Source organism: Microbacterium sp. NPDC091382, from assembly GCF_044757025.1.
GTDB lineage: Bacteria > Actinomycetota > Actinomycetes > Actinomycetales > Microbacteriaceae > Microbacterium.
In genome coordinates, this window is record NZ_JBIVUD010000003.1 from 293,037 (window position 1) to 309,599 (window position 16,563).

The 16,563-nt window shown below is 70.0% G+C and carries 15 protein-coding genes; 13 read left to right on the forward strand and 2 right to left on the reverse strand.

Annotated features, from left to right (window positions below; all coding sequences use genetic code 11):
- Positions 1 to 25: 25 nt before the first annotated feature.
- From ACIQLK_RS12870 to prfA, 8 genes are all read left to right on the forward strand, one after another.
- Positions 26 to 1,693, forward strand: a complete 1,668-nt coding sequence (locus ACIQLK_RS12870; protein WP_400365183.1) for an arginine--tRNA ligase — start codon at positions 26 to 28, stop codon at positions 1,691 to 1,693.
- Position 1,694: 1 nt separating this feature from the next.
- Positions 1,695 to 2,486, forward strand: coding sequence for an LmeA family phospholipid-binding protein (locus ACIQLK_RS12875; RefSeq protein WP_400365184.1), 792 nt, complete (start codon positions 1,695 to 1,697; stop codon positions 2,484 to 2,486).
- 107 nt (positions 2,487 to 2,593) lie between these two features.
- Positions 2,594 to 4,018 (forward strand): diaminopimelate decarboxylase, encoded by a 1,425-nt coding sequence (gene lysA / locus ACIQLK_RS12880; protein WP_400365185.1) that lies wholly within the window; start codon positions 2,594 to 2,596, stop codon positions 4,016 to 4,018.
- A complete protein-coding gene (locus ACIQLK_RS12885) occupies positions 4,015 to 5,352 on the forward strand; it encodes a homoserine dehydrogenase (RefSeq protein ID WP_400365186.1) in 1,338 nt (445 codons plus the stop codon). The genes lysA and ACIQLK_RS12885 overlap by 4 nt, the downstream gene beginning before the upstream one ends.
- Position 5,353: 1 nt before the next feature.
- Positions 5,354 to 6,436, forward strand: coding sequence for a threonine synthase (gene thrC / locus ACIQLK_RS12890; RefSeq protein WP_400365187.1), 1,083 nt, complete (start codon positions 5,354 to 5,356; stop codon positions 6,434 to 6,436).
- The gene (gene thrB / locus ACIQLK_RS12895; RefSeq protein ID WP_400365188.1) at positions 6,433 to 7,365 is read left to right on the forward strand and encodes a homoserine kinase; all 933 of its coding nucleotides are present in this window, start codon (positions 6,433 to 6,435) and stop codon (positions 7,363 to 7,365) included. The genes thrC and thrB overlap by 4 nt, the downstream gene beginning before the upstream one ends.
- Positions 7,366 to 7,527: 162 nt before the next feature.
- Positions 7,528 to 9,507 carry a transcription termination factor Rho gene (rho, locus tag ACIQLK_RS12900; RefSeq protein ID WP_400365189.1) on the forward strand — a complete coding sequence of 660 codons (1,980 nt, stop codon included), beginning with the start codon at positions 7,528 to 7,530 and terminating at the stop codon, positions 9,505 to 9,507.
- 10 nt (positions 9,508 to 9,517) lie between these two features.
- On the forward strand, positions 9,518 to 10,597 hold the full coding sequence (gene prfA / locus ACIQLK_RS12905; protein ID WP_400365190.1) for a peptide chain release factor 1: 1,080 nt from the start codon (positions 9,518 to 9,520) through the stop codon (positions 10,595 to 10,597).
- A gap of 6 nt (positions 10,598 to 10,603) precedes the next feature.
- On the opposite strand, the gene epsC is transcribed toward prfA, so the two are convergent.
- Together epsC and cysK are read right to left on the reverse strand one after the other, a co-directional pair.
- The gene (gene epsC / locus ACIQLK_RS12910; RefSeq protein WP_400365191.1) at positions 10,604 to 11,209 is read right to left on the reverse strand and encodes a serine O-acetyltransferase EpsC; all 606 of its coding nucleotides are present in this window, start codon (positions 11,207 to 11,209) and stop codon (positions 10,604 to 10,606) included.
- Between the two features lie 29 nt (positions 11,210 to 11,238).
- The gene (cysK, locus tag ACIQLK_RS12915) at positions 11,239 to 12,174 is read right to left on the reverse strand and encodes a cysteine synthase A (protein ID WP_400365192.1); all 936 of its coding nucleotides are present in this window, start codon (positions 12,172 to 12,174) and stop codon (positions 11,239 to 11,241) included.
- A 130-nt stretch (positions 12,175 to 12,304) separates the two neighbouring features.
- Here cysK and prmC point away from each other — a divergent pair, with 130 nt between their 5' ends.
- From prmC to atpB, 5 genes are all read left to right on the forward strand, one after another.
- The gene (gene prmC, locus ACIQLK_RS12920; RefSeq protein ID WP_400365193.1) at positions 12,305 to 13,195 is read left to right on the forward strand and encodes a peptide chain release factor N(5)-glutamine methyltransferase; all 891 of its coding nucleotides are present in this window, start codon (positions 12,305 to 12,307) and stop codon (positions 13,193 to 13,195) included.
- Positions 13,196 to 13,276: 81 nt separating this feature from the next.
- On the forward strand, positions 13,277 to 13,987 hold the full coding sequence (locus ACIQLK_RS12925) for an L-threonylcarbamoyladenylate synthase (protein WP_400365194.1): 711 nt from the start codon (positions 13,277 to 13,279) through the stop codon (positions 13,985 to 13,987).
- On the forward strand, positions 13,984 to 15,144 hold the full coding sequence (locus ACIQLK_RS12930; protein ID WP_400365195.1) for an MraY family glycosyltransferase: 1,161 nt from the start codon (positions 13,984 to 13,986) through the stop codon (positions 15,142 to 15,144). Before ACIQLK_RS12925 ends, ACIQLK_RS12930 begins: the two co-directional genes overlap by 4 nt.
- Positions 15,141 to 15,635 (forward strand): hypothetical protein, encoded by a 495-nt coding sequence (locus tag ACIQLK_RS12935; RefSeq protein WP_400365196.1) that lies wholly within the window; start codon positions 15,141 to 15,143, stop codon positions 15,633 to 15,635. The genes ACIQLK_RS12930 and ACIQLK_RS12935 overlap by 4 nt, the downstream gene beginning before the upstream one ends.
- Before the next feature lie 129 nt (positions 15,636 to 15,764).
- Positions 15,765 to 16,556: a F0F1 ATP synthase subunit A gene (gene atpB / locus ACIQLK_RS12940; protein WP_400365589.1), complete on the forward strand. Its 792-nt coding sequence runs from the start codon at positions 15,765 to 15,767 to the stop codon at positions 16,554 to 16,556.
- Positions 16,557 to 16,563: the final 7 nt, after the last annotated feature.

Below are 16,563 nucleotides of genomic sequence, written 5' to 3' on the forward strand. Positions count from 1 at the left end.
GCCCGAAACGTAGACTTGACGGGCTATGACTCCAGAAGCCCTCTCCGCAGCCCTTCTCGCCGTCGTCTCCCCGCTCGCGGAGGCGCGACGACCCGGCTCCGGTGAGGCGCTCACGATCGCGGACTTCCCGGTCGAACGCCCGAAGAACCGCGACCACGGCGACTGGGCCTCGAACGCCGCCCTCAAGCTGTCGAAGCAGGTCGGCGCCAACCCGCGCGAGTTCGCGGCCGAGGTCGCCGAGGCGCTCGCCGCGGTGGACGGCATCGCCTCCGTCGAGGTCGCGGGGCCCGGCTTCATCAACATCCGACTGGATGCCGCCGCTGCCGGCGCGCTCGCCAAGACGATCGTCGAGTCGGGTGCCGCCTTCGGTCGCGGCCGCAGCCAGGAGGGCAACACCATCAACCTCGAGTTCGTCAGCGCGAACCCGACCGGTCCCATGCACATCGGGCACACGCGCTGGGCGGCGCTCGGCGACGCGATCGCCCGCCTGCTGCTCGCGAGTGGTGCCACGCTCGTCCGCGAGTTCTACATCAACGACGCCGGTGCGCAGATGGACCGCTTCGGCCGCTCCGTGCTGGCGCGCATGCAGGGCGATCCCGCTCCCGAGGACGGCTACTCCGGTGCGTACATCGACGATCTCGCGAAGCGGGTCGCCGACGCCGAGCCCGGCATCGGCGATCTGCCCGAAGAGGAGCGGATGCCTGCGGTCCGCGACAAGGCTTACGAACTGCAGCTCGCGGAGCTCCAGGCATCCCTCGAGAAGTTCAACGTCCACTTCGACGTCTTCTTCAGCGAGCGGACGCTCCACGCCAAGAAGGCGGACGGCGGACCCAGCCTCGTGGACGAGGCCGTGGATCGCCTCCGTGCGCAGGGACACGTCTTCGACGCCGACGATGCGGTGTGGGTGCGCACGACCGACTTCGGCGACGACAAGGACCGCGTCATCCGGCGTTCCAACGGCGAGTACACCTACTTCGCCGCCGACGCCGCGTACTACCTCAACAAGGGGGACCGCGGGTTCGCACACAAGATCTACCTGCTGGGCGCCGACCACCACGGCTACGTGCACCGACTGAAGGCGCTCGCGGGCGCGGCGGGCGACGACCCCGAGAAGGACATCGAGGTGCTCATCGGGCAGCTCGTCTCCGTCAACGGCGCGCGCCTGTCCAAGCGCGCCGGCAACATCATCGAGCTCGACGACCTGCGCGAGTGGCTGGGCACCGACGCGCTGCGCTATTCGCTCGCGCGCTACCCGGCGGACTCGCCGCTGACGCTCGACCCCGAGATCCTGCAGAAGCGGACGAACGACAACCCGGTCTTCTACGTGCAGTACGCCCACGCGCGCACGCACAACGTGGCCCGGAACGCCGCCGACTCCGGCGTCGCCCGTGACGCGTTCGCCCCCGAACTGCTCACCCACGAGACCGAGTCCGCGCTCCTCGGCGCGCTGCAGGAGTTCCCGCGCCTCGTCGCCTTCGCCGCCGAGCTCCGTGAGCCGCACCGTGTCGCCCGTTATCTGGAGGAGCTCGCGAGCCTGTACCACCGCTGGTACGACTCCTGCCGCGTGACGCCCCTCGGCGACGAGGGGATCACCGACGTGCACCGCACGCGCCTGTGGCTCAACGACGCCACCGGCCAGGTGCTCCGCAACGGTCTCGATCTGCTGGGCGTCAGCGCGCCCGAACGGATGTGACATGACGGGTGCGGCCGGGGTTCAGCCTGCTCGCCGTCGTCCGCGTCGACGCGTCACGTGGGTCGTCGTCGTCATCGTCGCGATCGTCGGCGTCCTGGTGGCGGCGGAGATCACCGCGCGCATCGTCACGCCGCAGATCATCCGCGATCAGATCGTCGAGAACGTCGGTCTCCCCGCCGATCAGAAGATCGACGTCGACATCCCCGCGGCGCTCATGCTCCCGCTCGTCGTGGTCGGACAGCTGCCCGAGATCAGGCTGACGGCCGATGATGTCGAGCTGAACGGCATCACCGCGGACGTCGACGTGACCGCGGCCGATGTGCCGATGTACAGGGATGCCGACTGGTCCTTCGCGAACGCGACGGTCGTGATGGATCAGGCTCAGACCCGTGCCCTGCTGTCGGAGGTCGACGGCTTCCCCGCGGAGGCCGTGACCCTCGACCCGCCCGACGTCGCCGTCGATACCTCTTTCCCGGTCCTCGGCACGTCGGTCCCCGTCGGGGTGACCCTCTCGCCCGCCGCCCGCGACGGCGAGATCATCCTCTCGCCCACGACGTTCCGCCTCGGCGGAGCGGACCTGTCGGCCGACGCCCTTCGCGAGCAGCTGGGTCCGCTCGTCGGATCGATGCTGGAGGAGTTCCCGGTCTGCGTGTCCCAGTACCTGCCGAAGGCGATGACTCTCACGGATGTCGCCGTCGAGGATCGCGGGATCGTCGCGAGCTTCGAGATCGACAGCTCGATCCTCCGTGACACGTCCGCGCAGGAGCCCGGCTCCTGCGCCGCCGACCGCTAGCGTCACGGAGCCGGGAGGCTCCGCGCCGGTGCCCTAGACTGTGGGCACCGTCGGGGCGTGGCCACACCGCCCGACGTACCCGTTCCCACCCCGATTGGTGCCCCTGCGTGTCCACCACCTCCGACCGTCCCGCCGTGCCCGAGTGGCTGACCCAGCCGCACGACGCGAATGCGCTCGTCGAGGCCGTGTGGCCCGAGGGAGCCGCCCGTGACGACGCCGGTGCGATCGTCCTCGGCGGCGTCCCCGCGACGGAGCTCGCCGAGCGGTTCGGCACGCCGCTGTACGTCGTCGATGAGGATCTCGTCCGCGCCCGCGCCCGCGAGGTGCTGACGGCGTTCCAGGATGCCGCGGCCCGCCATGGCGGCACGGCCCGGGTCTACTACGCCGGCAAGGCGCTCCTGACCACCGATGTCGTGCGCTGGGTCACCGCGGAGGGCCTCGGGGTCGACGTCGCCAGCGGCGGCGAACTGGCCGTCGCCCTCGCCGCGGGCGCCGACCCGGCTCGCCTCGGGCTGCACGGCAACAACAAGCTCGTCCCCGAGATCGCCCGCGCCGTGCGCGTCGGCGTCGGCTCGATCGTCATCGACTCGCTCACCGAGATCGAGCGGATCGCCGCCGAAGCCGAGGCCCAGGGTCGCGTCCAGACCGTGCTCGTCCGGGTCAACAGCGGCGTCCACGCCGAGACGCACGACTTCCTCGCGACGGCTCACGAGGATCAGAAGTTCGGTTTCACGCTGACGGATGCCGGGGCTGCGGTCGCGCGCATCCGCGAGCTGCCGGCGCTCCGCTTCGCGGGACTCCACTGCCACATCGGTTCGCAGATCTTCGGAACCTCCGGTTTCGCCGAGTCCGCGGCTCGGGTCGTGGAGCTGCACGCGCGGCTCCTCGCCGATGGCGAGGTCCCTCTCCTCAACCTCGGCGGCGGCTTCGGCATCGCCTACACGTCGAAGGACGACCCGACCCCGATCGCGGAGCTCGCCGACGGCATCGTCGCGGCGGTCGCCCGCGAGTGCGAGAGCCGCGGCATCCCGCTTCCGGAGCTCGCCTTCGAACCGGGGCGGACGATCGTCGGACGCGCGGGCGTCACCCTGTACTCGGTCGGCACCGTGAAGCCCGTGCGCGTCTCGGACGACCTCGAACGGCTCTACGTGAGCGTCGACGGCGGCATGAGCGACAACGCCCGCACCGCCCTCTACGGCGCGGATTACAGCGCTCGCATCGCGAGCCGCCGGAGCGACGCCGCCCCCGCGCTCGCCCGTGTGGTGGGTCGCCACTGCGAGGCGGGCGACATCGTCGTGTCGGACGAGTACCTTCCCGGTGATGTGGTGCCGGGGGACCTGGTGGCGGTCGCCGCGACCGGTGCCTACTGCTTCTCGCTCGCGAGCAACTACAACTACCTGACGCGTCCTCCCGTGGTCGCCGTCGGCGGCGGTGCCGCGCGGCTGATCATCCGCGGGGAGGACGAGAACGACCTGCTGGCGCGCGACCTCGGCGTCGCACCGGCATCCCGCACCTCCGAGGAGTCCGCATGATCGAACCCCGCCGCCTGCGCGTCGCGCTGCTGGGAGCCGGCGCCGTCGGATCCCAGGTCGCCCGCCTCCTGCTGACCCACGCCGACGAACTCGCCGATCGTGCCGGTGCCCCGCTCGACCTCGTCGGGATCGCCGTCCGCGACGTCGACGCCCCTCGCGAGGCGGACCTCCCGCGCGATCTGTTCACGACGGATGCCGACACCCTCATCGCGGGCGCCGACATCGTGATCGAGGTCACCGGTGGGCTCGAGCCCGCGCGCACCCGCATCCTCCACGCGCTGTCCTCCGGCGCCGACGTCGTCACCGCCAACAAGGCCCTCCTCGCCACACACGGCAGCGAGATCTTCGACGCCGCCGATCAGGTGGGCGCGACGGTCGCGTACGAGGCCGCCGTCGCCGGGGCGATCCCGATCATCCGCCCCCTGCGGGACTCGCTGGCCGGTGACCGCGTGCGACGGATCATGGGCATCGTCAACGGCACGACGAACTACATCCTCGACCGTATGGACCGCGAGGGTCTCGGCTTCGACGAGGTGCTCGCCGAGGCGCAGCGACTCGGCTACGCCGAGGCCGACCCGACCGCGGACGTCGAGGCGTACGACGCCGCGCAGAAGGCGGCGATCCTCGCAAGCCTCGCGTTCCACACGACCGTGCCGCTCGATGCCGTGCACCGCGAGGGGATCACGTCGGTGGATGCCGGTGTCATCGAGGCAGCCCGCAAGGCCGGCTACGTCGTCAAGCTCCTCGCCGTGTGCGAACGGCTGGTCGACCAGGCGGACGCCGCGCCCTCGGGCGAGGCGATCTCTGTGCGGGTGTACCCCGCGCTGGTTCCGCGCGAGCACCCCCTGGCCTCCGTCCACGGCGCGAACAACGCCGTGTTCGTCGAGGCTGAGGCCGCCGGCGACCTGATGTTCTACGGCGCGGGTGCCGGGGGAGTGCAGACCGCCTCCGCCGTCCTCGGCGACGTCGTGTCGGCCGCTCGTCGCCATGTCGCCGGCGGTCCCGGCGTCGGCGAGTCGACGCGCGGAGGTCTGCCGATCGTGCCGATCGGTCGCATCCGCACCAGCTGCCAGATCACCCTCGAGGTCGACGACCGGCCCGGCGTCCTCGCCACCGTCGCCGGCATCCTCAGCGACGGGAACGTGTCGATCGCGACCGTCGAACAGACCACCTCGGGCGGCGCCGTCGCCCAGGAGGACGAGGATGCCGTCGCGCACCTCGTCATCGGAACCCACACGGCCCGGGAGCAGGACCTGGCCGACACCGTCGAGCGCCTCGCTGCGACCAGCGCGGTGCGTCGGGTGGTCTCGGTCCTGCGGGTAGAAGGAGACTGACATGGCACACGTCTGGCGCGGAGTCCTCCGCGAGTACGCCGACCGACTGGGCGTCACCGACGCCTCGACCGTCGTGACGCTCGGCGAGGGCGGCACCCCGCTCATCCCGGCGGCATCGCTCTCGCGCATCACGGGTGCCGATGTCTACATCAAGTTCGAGGGCATGAATCCGACCGGCTCCTTCAAGGACCGCGGTATGACGGTCGCGCTCTCCCGGGCCGTCGAGCACGGCGCCGAGGCCGTCATCTGCGCCTCGACCGGCAACACGTCGGCATCCGCTGCGGCCTACGCCGCGCACGCCGGCATCACGGCCGCAGTCCTCGTCCCCGAGGGCAAGATCGCGATGGGCAAGCTCAGCCAGGCGGTCGCCCACAACGGGAAGCTCATCCAGATCCGCGGAAACTTCGACGACTGCCTCGAGATCGCGCGCGAGCTCGCCGGCGGCTACAAGGTGCATCTCGTGAACTCGGTCAACCCCGACCGCATCGAGGGTCAGAAGACCGCGGCGTACGAGGTCGTCAGTCAGCTCGGCGACGCCCCCGACTTCCACTTCATCCCCGTCGGCAACGCCGGCAACTACACCGCCTACTCGCGCGGCTACCGCGAAGAGGCCGAGCGCGGCGTCGCGACCCGTGTGCCCCGCATGTTCGGCTTCCAGGCGGAGGGCTCGGCGCCGCTCGTGCGCGGCGCGGTCGTGAAGAACCCCGAGACGATCGCCTCCGCCATCCGCATCGGCAACCCCGCGTCGTGGGAGCTCGCCCTCGAGGCGCGCGCCGCGACCGACGGCTGGTTCGGTGCCATCGACGACGAGCGCATCCTCGCGGCGCAGAAGCTCCTCGCCGGGACGGTCGGCGTCTTCGTCGAGCCGGCCTCCGCGATCAGCGTGGCGGGCCTGCTCGACCGTGCCGAGGCGGGTGTGATCCCGAACGGCGCGAAGGTCGTTCTCACCGTCACGGGTCACGGCCTGAAGGACGCGCAGTGGGCGCTCCGCAACCCCGACGGCTCGCAGGTCGAGCCCCTCGTCGTTGACGCGGCGACCAGCGAGGTGGCCTCCGCGCTCGATCTCACGCGCGTGGCGGGATGACGCTCGCGGGGCGCTCCGTCGCCGTTCGCGTCCCCGCGACGAGCGCCAACCTCGGACCCGGCTTCGACACGCTCGGTCTCGCCCTGAGCGTCCACGACGAGCTCGTCGTGACCGCCCTCGGCGGTCCCGGCCTCGAGATCGAGGTGTCGGGGGAGGGGGCCGCCGACGTTCCGACGGATGCCTCGCACCTGGTGGTCCGCTCGATGGCGTATGCATTCGAGGCGGTCGGTCGGCCGATGCCCGGCATCCGTCTGCGAGCGCACAACGTGATCCCGCACGGCCGCGGCATGGGATCGTCCGGCGCCGCCGTCGTGGCAGGACTGCTGGCGGCCCAGGGGCTGCTCGAGGGTGACGTCACGCTCGGCCCCGACACGCTGCTCCGCCTGGCGACCGAACTCGAGGGACACCCCGACAACGTGGCGCCGGCGCTGTTCGGCGGCCTGACGATCGCCTGGATGGATCAGAACGGGCCGCAGCACAAGAAGCTCGCCGTCCACCGGGGGGTCTCGCCGCTCGTCTTCGTCCCGGAGTTCACGATGTCGACCTCGGTCGCGCGCGGTCTCGCGCCGCTCCACGTCACGCGCGAAGACGCCGTTTTCAACGTCTCGCGCTCCGCCCTTCTCATCGCTGCTTTGACGCAGAGCCCCGAGCTGCTGATGGCGGCCACCGAGGACAAGCTGCACCAGTCCTATCGTGCGCAGGCGATGCCGGCGACCGACGCGCTCGTGCAGAGCCTGCGCGCCGCCGGGTTCGCCGCCGTCGTCTCCGGAGCCGGCCCCAGCGTCCTCGTCCTCGCCGACGGGCCGGGCCGCCGACTCGAGGCGGTCGACCACGCCGCGACATCGACGGACACGCCATGGAAGCCCCTGCTGCTGGCCGTCGATGTACGGGGTGGTACAGTGAGGGACCATACGGAGGATGCCACGTGATCACGTGAATCTGCCCTCCATCGCAATCTGCGAACCACCGCACACCCCTTCTGACGGGCCTGCGCAACTCTGTGCCTGCGCGTACACCCCGCTGAGGAATCGGATCCGTCGTGGACGGGACCACCTGCGGTTATGACTTTCCACATCTGAAAGGGAGAACTCGTGGAGTCCATCTCCGAGATCCAGACCGGCGACGACGTCGCCACCGGCGGCGCCGCTGCCGACGAGACCACCACCGCCGCTCCGGCGGAGGCCACGACGACGGATGCCGCCGACGCGGCTGCTGTCGACGCCCCGGCCGCCGACGAGACCGCAGCTGACGCGACCGCAGCGCCGGCACGCGCCAAGCGCCCGGCCACCAAGCGGACGTCCGCCAAGAAGGCGGCCGCCGCCGAGGCGCCCGCGGAGTCCGGCGCGGACGACGCCTCGGCAGCCGACGCATCCGTCGAGCCGTCCGCCGACGAGAAGCCTGCCGACGAGAAGCCGGCGAAGGCGCCGCGCAAGCGTGCCCCGCGCCGGGCGAAGAGTAGCGACGTGCCGGCGGCAGAGGCCGCTCCGACCTCCGAGCCCGCCGAGGCGACCGAGGCTCGCGCAGCCGAGGCCGCATCGTCGGATGCTCCGACCGGCGCCGCCGACGCCGAGACCCCGGCCGAGGTCTCCGCCGAGCAGGCTCCCGCCGATGCGAACGCGTCCGCATCGAGCGACGCGAACGCCGCGGCATCCGATGACTCCGAGGGGAACGGCGAAGGCAACGGCCGCAGCCGTTCGCGCAGCCGCAGCCGCAACCGCAACCGCAACAAGGGCGAGAACGCCCAGAACGGCAACGGCCAGGGCGGGAACGCCCAGAACGCGCCCGCCGACAAGCCCGCCGTCGAGTCCGCCTCCGACGACGAGCAGGGGCAGGGCCGCGGCCGGCAGCGCAACAAGCGCCGCGGGCAGAACCCGAACGACGAGTTCGACACCGAGATCGGCGAGGACGACGTCCTCATCCCGATCGCCGGCATCCTCGACGTCCTCGACAACTACGCCTTCGTGCGTACGACCGGTTACCTCCCGGGCCAGAGCGACGTCTACGTCTCGCTCGGCCAGGTCAAGAAGTACAACCTGCGCAAGGGCGACGCCGTGGTCGGCGCGATCAAGCAGCCCCGCGAGGGCGAGCAGTCGAGCCGTCAGAAGTACAACGCCCTCGTCAAGGTCGACGCCGTCAACGGCCTGTCGGTGGAGGACGCGGCGACCCGTGTCGAGTTCGGCAAGCTGACGCCCCTCTACCCGCAGGAGCGCCTGCGCCTCGAGACGGCGCCCGAGAAGCTCACGCAGCGGATCATCGATCTCGTCGCGCCGATCGGCAAGGGGCAGCGCGGGCTGATCGTCGCGCCCCCGAAGGCCGGAAAGACGATCGTGCTGCAGCAGATCGCCAATGCGATCGCGACGAACAACCCCGAGGTCCACCTCATGGTCGTGCTCGTCGACGAGCGTCCCGAAGAGGTCACCGACATGCAGCGGACGGTCAAGGGCGAGGTCATCGCCTCGACCTTCGATCGCCCCGCCGAGGACCACACGACGGTCGCCGAACTCGCCATCGAGCGCGCCAAGCGCCTGGTCGAACTCGGTCGCGACGTCGTCGTCCTGCTCGACTCGATCACCCGCCTCGGCCGCGCCTACAACATCTCGGCGCCCACCTCGGGCCGCGTACTCACCGGCGGTGTCGACGCCTCCGCGCTCTACCCGCCCAAGCGCTTCTTCGGCGCCGCCCGCAACATCGAGAACGGCGGGTCGCTCACGATCCTCGCCACCGCCCTCGTCGAGACCGGCTCCAAGATGGACGACGTCATCTTCGAGGAGTTCAAGGGCACCGGCAACAGCGAACTGCGCCTGTCTCGCCAGCTCGCCGACAAGCGGATCTTCCCGGCCGTCGACGTCAACGCGTCGAGCACACGCCGCGAGGAGATGCTGCTCTCGGCCGACGAGGTCAAGATCACCTGGAAGCTGCGTCGCGCCCTCGCCGGACTCGACCAGCAGCAGGCCCTCGAGGTCGTCCTCGGCAAGCTGAAGGAGACGACGTCCAACGTCGAGTTCCTCGTGCAGATGCAGAAGTCGATGCCGGCTCCCGCCGCCGGTGGGCACGAGAACAGCATCCGCTGATCCTCGAGCCGTGTTCGAGTCCGTTCAGACGCTGATCGACGAGCACCGCGCGGTGCAGGAGGAACTCTCCGACCCCGCGGTGCACGCCGATGCGGCGCGCGCCAAGCGCGTCAATCGGCGCTACGCCGAACTGTCGCGCATCGTCGCCGCGTACGACGCGTGGCGCGGCGCGGAGGATGACCTCGTCGCGGCGCGTGAACTCGCCAGGGAGGACGACGCGTTCGCCGAGGAGATCCCCGCTCTCGAGCAACGCCTCGCCGACGCGCAGGAGAAGCTTCGGCGCCTCCTCATCCCGCGCGACCCCGACGACGCGCGCGACGTGATCCTGGAGATCAAGGCGGGGGAGGGGGGCGCGGAATCCGCGCTGTTCGCCGCCGATCTGCTCCGCATGTACCTGCAGTACGCGGCATCCCGCGGCTGGAAGACGGAGTTGCTCGAGCGCAACGAGTCGGACCTGGGCGGCTACAAGGACGTCCAGATCGCGATCAAGGGCTCGTCGAGCGACCCCGCCCAGGGCGTCTGGGCGCACCTGAAGTACGAGGGCGGCGTGCACCGGGTGCAGCGCGTCCCCGCGACCGAGTCGCAGGGGCGCATCCACACCTCGACAACCGGCGTCCTCGTCTTCCCCGAGGTCGACGAGCCCGAAGAGGTGCAGATCGACCCGAACGACCTCAAGATCGACGTCTTCCGCTCCTCGGGACCCGGCGGGCAGTCGGTCAACACGACCGACTCCGCCGTCCGCATCACGCACGTCCCGACCGGCATCGTCGTGTCGATGCAGAACGAGAAGAGCCAGCTGCAGAACCGCGAAGCCGGTATGCGCGTACTCAGGGCGCGCCTGCTGGCCAAGCAGCAGGAGGAGCGGGATGCCGCGGCATCCGACGCTCGCAGATCGCAGATCCGCGGAATGGACCGCTCCGAGCGGATCCGCACCTACAACTTCCCCGAGAACCGCATCGCGGACCATCGCACCGGATACAAGGCGTACAACCTCGACCAGGTGATGGACGGCGCCCTCGGGCCCCTCATCGAGTCCGCGATCGCCGCGGACGAAGAAGCGCAGCTGGCGGCGGTGGGCTCGGAGGCCTGACCGGAGTCAGATGTGATACTCGGGCGCCATGAGGATCGCCCGCGTGTCCTCATTGACCGTACGCCGACGCGCTCGCGCGGGGACCCCCACGAGGACCGAGTCGGCGGGAGCGTCCTTCGTCACGACGGCGTTCGCGCCGATGACCGAATGCGCCCCGATGACGACGGGACCGAGGATCTTCGCGCCCGCGCCGACGGCCACGCCGTCCTCGAGGGTCGGATGCCGCTTGCCGCCGTCCCGGGTGCGACCGCCCAGCGTCACCCCGTGGTAGAGCATGACGTCGTCCCCCACCTCGGCGGTCTCGCCGATGACGACGCCCATCCCGTGGTCGATGAAGAACCGCCGCCCGATGCGCGCCCCCGGGTGGATCTCTATCCCGGTGAGCCAGCGGGTCACCTGGGAGATCGCGCGCGCTGGCAACCGCCTGCCGCGTCGCCACAGGGCGTGCGCGACCCGGTGGCTCCACACGGCGTGGAGCCCCGGGTACAGCAGAGCGATCTCGACGCCACCGCGGGCGGCGGGGTCGCGCAGCTTCGCAGCGGCGACGTCCTCACGGACGGACCGTGACGCGGCGGCGACGCCGCGAACGAACGAGGAAGCGGGACCGGGCACGGCGGACCTTTCGGGTGTCGGCGTGCGGGTCAGTCGCGGAACTCCTCGAACAGCGCCGTCGAGAGGTACCGCTCGCCGAAGGAGGGGATGATCACGACGATGTTCTTGCCCTCGGCTTCGGGGCGCGCAGCCACCTGCAGCGCCGCCCAGATCGCGGCACCCGACGAGATGCCGACGAGGATGCCCTCACTCGTGGCGACCTTCTTCGCGGTCTCGATGGCGTCGTCGAAGGTCACGTCCTGGACCTCGTCGATCACGCCCTGGTCGAGGATCGGCGGGATGAAGTTCGGGCCGATGCCCTGGATCTTGTGGGGGCCGGGCTTGCCCTCGGTCAGCAGAGGCGAGTCCTTGGGCTCGACGGCGACGACCTTCGCGGACGGCACGCGCTCCTTGAGGACCTGACCGACGCCCGTGATGGTGCCCCCCGTGCCGATGCCGGCGACGAAGTAGTCGACCGCGCCGTCGGTGTCGCGCAGAATCTCCTCGGCGGTGGTCTTCCGGTGGATCTCGACGTTGGCCTGGTTGGCGAACTGCTTGGCGAGCACGGCACCGGGCGTCTCCGCCGCGATGCGCTCCGCCTCGCCGACGGCGCCCTTCATGCCGAGCGAGGGGTCGGTGAGGACGAGCTCGGCACCGTAGGCGCGCAGCAGCATCCGGCGCTCGGTCGACATCGACGACGGCATGGTCAGGATGACCTTGTAGCCGCGGGCGGCGCCGACCATCGCGAGGGCGATGCCGGTGTTGCCGCTCGTGCCCTCGACGATCGTGCCGCCGGGCTTCAGCTCACCCGATGCCTCCGCGGCGTCGACGATCGCGATGCCGAGGCGGTCCTTGACCGAGGATGCCGGGTTGTAGAACTCGAGCTTGGCGAGGATCGTTCCGGGCAGGCCCTCCGATACGCGGTTCAATCGGACGAGCGGGGTGTTGCCGAATGCGCTGGTGATGTCGGAGTGGATGCCGGTCATGGGATGCCTTCCGTGCGGATGGAGAACGTCGGTCGCGGCTCAGGTGCCCGCGATGCGCCTTCAGCCTACGGTCCTCGCGCCGGCCGCGGCCCCGTGTGACGCTGCCGGGCGCGGTATCCTGGGCTCTCCCATGTCGACTTCACGGACTTCCGCCGCGCCCGCGGGCAGCGACCTCGCGCCCCTCGTCCGGGCGGCCGCCCAGCGTCTCTCGGACGCCGGTGTCCCCTCGGCCGACGTCGACGCCGAACTCCTCGCCGCGCACGTCCTGGGGGTCGGTCGCGGCGAGCTCGCGGCCGCGATGCTGCGGGGCGATCGGATGCCGGAACCCGAGGCGACCCGCTTCGCCGAGCTGATCGCGCGGCGAGCCGCCCGCGAGCCGCTGCAGCACCTGACGGGACGCGCTCCGTTCCGGCACCTCGAGCTCCGCGTCGGCCCCGGGGTCTTCGTTCCGCGGCCCGAGACCGAGATGGTCGCGCAGCTCGCGATCGACGCCCTCCGTGAGGCGCCCGGTCCCGAGCCGGTGGCGGTCGACCTGGGGACGGGGAGCGGTGCCCTGGCGCTCGCCCTCGCCACCGAGGTGCCCCACGCGCACGTGCACGCCGCGGAGAACTCGGTCGACGCGTTCATCTGGGCGAAGGAGAACTTCGCCGAGCACGCCCCGCACGCCAGGCTCGCGTTCATCGACCTCGCCGACGCGTTCCCCGAACTCGACGGCACCGTCTCGGTCGTGGTCTCGAACCCGCCCTACGTGCCCGACGACGCCATCCCGCGCGACCCCGAGGTGCGTCACTGGGACCCTCCCGCCGCGCTCTACGGAGGTCCCGACGGGCTCGACGTCGTGCGGATCCTCTCCGGAGTCGCGCTGCGCCTGCTGCACCCGGGAGGGACGCTCGTGATCGAGCACGGCGAGTGGCAGGGCGCCGGGATCCGCGAGATCCTGAGGGCGGATGGCTGGCGCGGTGCGGCCACGCATCCCGACCTGACGCTGCGCGATCGCGCCACGACCGCGCTCCGGCCCTGAATCGACCCCTGACCCGCCCGACGGCCCGCCCCGCCCTTTCGCAGGCGCGGCGATGCCCTCTCCTCGTAGAATGCTGCGGATATGTCTCCCGTCCTCGACTGCCGTGACGCCGACCAGCTGCTGCCCGCGCTCCGCCAGGCACGCCAGGCCATCGGTCGCGGCGAACTCATCGTCATGCCGACCGACACCGTCTACGGTGTGGCCGCCGACGCGTTCAACGCCTCCGCCGTCGCTCGTCTGCTGGCGGCTAAGGGGCGGGGACGTCAGTCGCCGCCGCCCGTGCTCGTGTCCGGTCCGGACACGTTGCGCGCGCTCGTCGCCGAGGTGCCCGAGGCCGTGGACCGACTCGTCGAGCGCTTCTGGCCGGGAGGTCTGACGATCGTGCTGCCGGCTCAGCCCTCGCTGCGATGGGATCTCGGGGAGACCCGGGGGACCGTCGCCGTGCGGATGCCCGACGACCCCTTCGCCCTCGAACTTCTGCAGGAGACCGGTCCGCTCGCGGTGTCGAGTGCGAATCTGACCGGCAGGCCGGCCGCTCTCGAGGTCGACTCAGCCGTTCAGATGCTCCGCGACAGCATCTCTCTGTACCTCGACGGGGGGATCGTGGCGACCGGCGTCGCCTCGACGATCATCGACGCGACCGGGCTCGTGGGCCGTGATCAGCGGCCGGTCGCCGTTCTGCGCGAGGGCGCGGTCTCGCGCGCGGAGCTGCGCGACGTGCTCGGAGACCTGCTCGAACCCGATCCGGTCGACCCCGACGAATCCGACGCCGACGAATCCGACGCCGCGTGAGGGACTACCTGTTCGCGTTCGTCCTCACCGGCGTCCTCACCTTCGTCTTCTCGTGGGTCGTCTGGCGCGTGGCGATGAAGTTCGGGCTCCACCCGGCCATCCGCGAACGGGACGTCCACAAGACCCCCACCCCGCGGCTGGGTGGTGTGGCGATGTTCATCGGGATGCTGGGATTCTTCGTCCTCTCCTCCCAGCTGCCGGCCTTCTCCATCGTCTGGCAGGAACCATCGATGGTGTGGTCGCTCCTCGGCGCTGCCGCTCTGATGGTGGTGGTCGGGGTCGCCGACGACCTCTTCGACCTCGACTGGATGATCAAGCTCGGCGCCCAGTTCGTCGCGGCCTGGATCGTGGTCTTCCTCGGCGGCATCCAGATCTTCTATCTGCCCTTCGGGCAGCAGGTCGTCGTCTCGAGCTGGGTGAGCATCGCACTGTCGATCCTCCTGATCGTGATCGTCATGAACGCCGTCAACTTCATCGACGGTCTCGACGGTCTCGTCGCGGGTGTCTGCCTCATCGCGAACGCGGTGTTCTTCGCGTACTCGGCGATGCTCGTGCGCGACTTCGACAACAGTGAGCAGAGCAACACCGGGGTCTTCATCGCGATCGTGCTGCTGGGCATGTGCGCCGGGTTCCTGCCGTTCAACTGGAATCCCGCCCGCATGTTCATGGGGGATGCCGGCGCCCTCCTGCTCGGGCTGATGATGGCGTCCTCGGCGATCGTCGTCACGGGCAACCTGCCGCCGAACCTTCTGAGCGACAACGACCTCTTCGGGCGGTCGCAGCTGCTCGGTGCCTTCATCCCCGTCATCCTGCCGGTCGTCATCGTCCTGCTCCCGCTCGTCGATTTCGGACTCGCCGTCGTGCGACGGATGGCCAAGGGTAAATCGCCCTTCTCGCCCGACCGGAAGCACCTCCACCATCGGATGCTGGACATGGGGCACACCGATCGCAACGCCGTCTTCGTGTTCTACGCGTGGACGGCCGTGGTCTCGCTGTCGGTCCTCCTCATGTACATCGGCACCACGAAGGGATGGCCCGGTCGCTACTGGCCGGGGGTCGCCTTCCTCGTCATCGGGTGCATCGCCTGTGTCATCGTCACCCTGCCCCCCGCGCGTCGCACCCGAGCCGTCGCGCCCGAACCGAAGGCCCTCACGTGAGCGACCTCTCCTCCACGCCCCTGCTTCGCACCGCCCTCGTCTGGTCGGGCATCGTCACCGCCGTCCTCGCCATCGTCGGAGGTGTCGTCGGTCTCATTGCGGCGGGCACCTCGGGGCTGTGGAGTGCGCTGGTAGCGGTTCTCATGGCCGCCGTCTTCCTGGCCTTCACGATCGTGTCGATCCTCGTCGCCAATCGCTTTTACGGCGACCCGTTGTTCGTGCCGATCTTCTTCGGCGCGGTGATGGGCGGCTGGATCCTGAAGTTCGTCGTCTTCCTGATCGTCCTGTTCGTGCTCCGCGATCAGCCGTGGCTCACGCCGATGGTGTTCCTCGGCGCCCTCGTCGCGAGCATCGTCGCCTCGCTCGTGGTCGATGTCGTCGTCATGATCCGCATGAGGATTCCGACCGTCAGCGACGCCCGCCTGCCCACCGCGGCGCAGATCGAGGAGGGCGAACGAGGCGCGGGGGACTCGAGTGCGCCGCGGGGCTGATAGGCTATTCACCGAGCCCGCCTGAACCCCGACGGGATGTCTGCGGAGTAAGCTCACCGACCATCGTCGCCCGATCGTGAGATCGACGCCCCGAAGCTGGAGCCAGCGCTGTTTACTCAAGCTGCGACCCTGATCGCTACTGCCGCCGAAGAAGCCCCTGAAGAGTTCCACGGGCCGTCCATCTCGGAGTTCTTCCCGGAGACGATCTTCCAGATCGGCTTCCTCGAGGTCAACCGGATCCACCTGATCCAGTTCCTGTCGACGATCGCGATCGTCCTCATCTTCTGGCTCGGCACGCGCCGCATGACGGTCGTCCCCGGCCGTTTCCAGAGCATCGTCGAGATGGGCCTGGACTTCGTCCGCGTCAACATCGCCGAAGACCTGCTCGGCAAGAAGGACGGCCGCCGGTTCCTGCCGATCCTCACCACGATCTTCTTCATGGTGCTGTTCATGAACATCACGGGTGTCATCCCGGGTCTGAACATCGCAGGCACGTCGATCGTCGCCGTCCCGCTGCTTCTCGCCGTGGTGGCGTACGTGACGTTCATCTACGCCGGCCTGAAGGCGAGCCCCGGCAACTTCTTCCGCAACTCGCTGATGCCTCCCGGGCTGCCGTGGTTCCTCTACATCCTGATCATCCCGCTCGAGTTCCTCTCGACCTTCATCATCCGGCCCGTCACTCTGACGCTCCGACTGCTGATGAACATGATCGTCGGACACCTCATGCTCGTCCTGTTCTTCGCAGCGACGCAGTTCTTCCTCTTCACCCTGGGCGGCTGGTTCTCGGCGCTCGCAGCCGGAACGCTCGCGTTCGGGTTCGCCTTCACGCTGTTCGAGATCTTCGTCGCCTTCCTCCAGGCATACGTCTTCGCCATCCTCACCGCGGTCTACATCCAGCTCGCGGTGGCAGAAGAGCACTAAGCGGTCC

Coding starts and splice junctions, on each gene's coding strand:
- ACIQLK_RS12875 (WP_400365184.1), top strand. CDS start 1,695: ATGACGGGTGCGGCCGGGGTTCAGCCTGCTCGCCGTCGTCCGCGTCGA.
- thrB (WP_400365188.1), top strand. CDS start 6,433: ATGACGCTCGCGGGGCGCTCCGTCGCCGTTCGCGTCCCCGCGACGAGC.
- thrC (WP_400365187.1), top strand. CDS start 5,354: ATGGCACACGTCTGGCGCGGAGTCCTCCGCGAGTACGCCGACCGACTG.
- cysK (WP_400365192.1), bottom strand. CDS start 12,174: ATGACCGGCATCCACTCCGACATCACCAGCGCATTCGGCAACACCCCG.
- ACIQLK_RS12925 (WP_400365194.1), top strand. CDS start 13,277: ATGTCTCCCGTCCTCGACTGCCGTGACGCCGACCAGCTGCTGCCCGCG.
- ACIQLK_RS12885 (WP_400365186.1), top strand. CDS start 4,015: ATGATCGAACCCCGCCGCCTGCGCGTCGCGCTGCTGGGAGCCGGCGCC.
- ACIQLK_RS12870 (WP_400365183.1), top strand. CDS start 26: ATGACTCCAGAAGCCCTCTCCGCAGCCCTTCTCGCCGTCGTCTCCCCG.
- prmC (WP_400365193.1), top strand. CDS start 12,305: ATGTCGACTTCACGGACTTCCGCCGCGCCCGCGGGCAGCGACCTCGCG.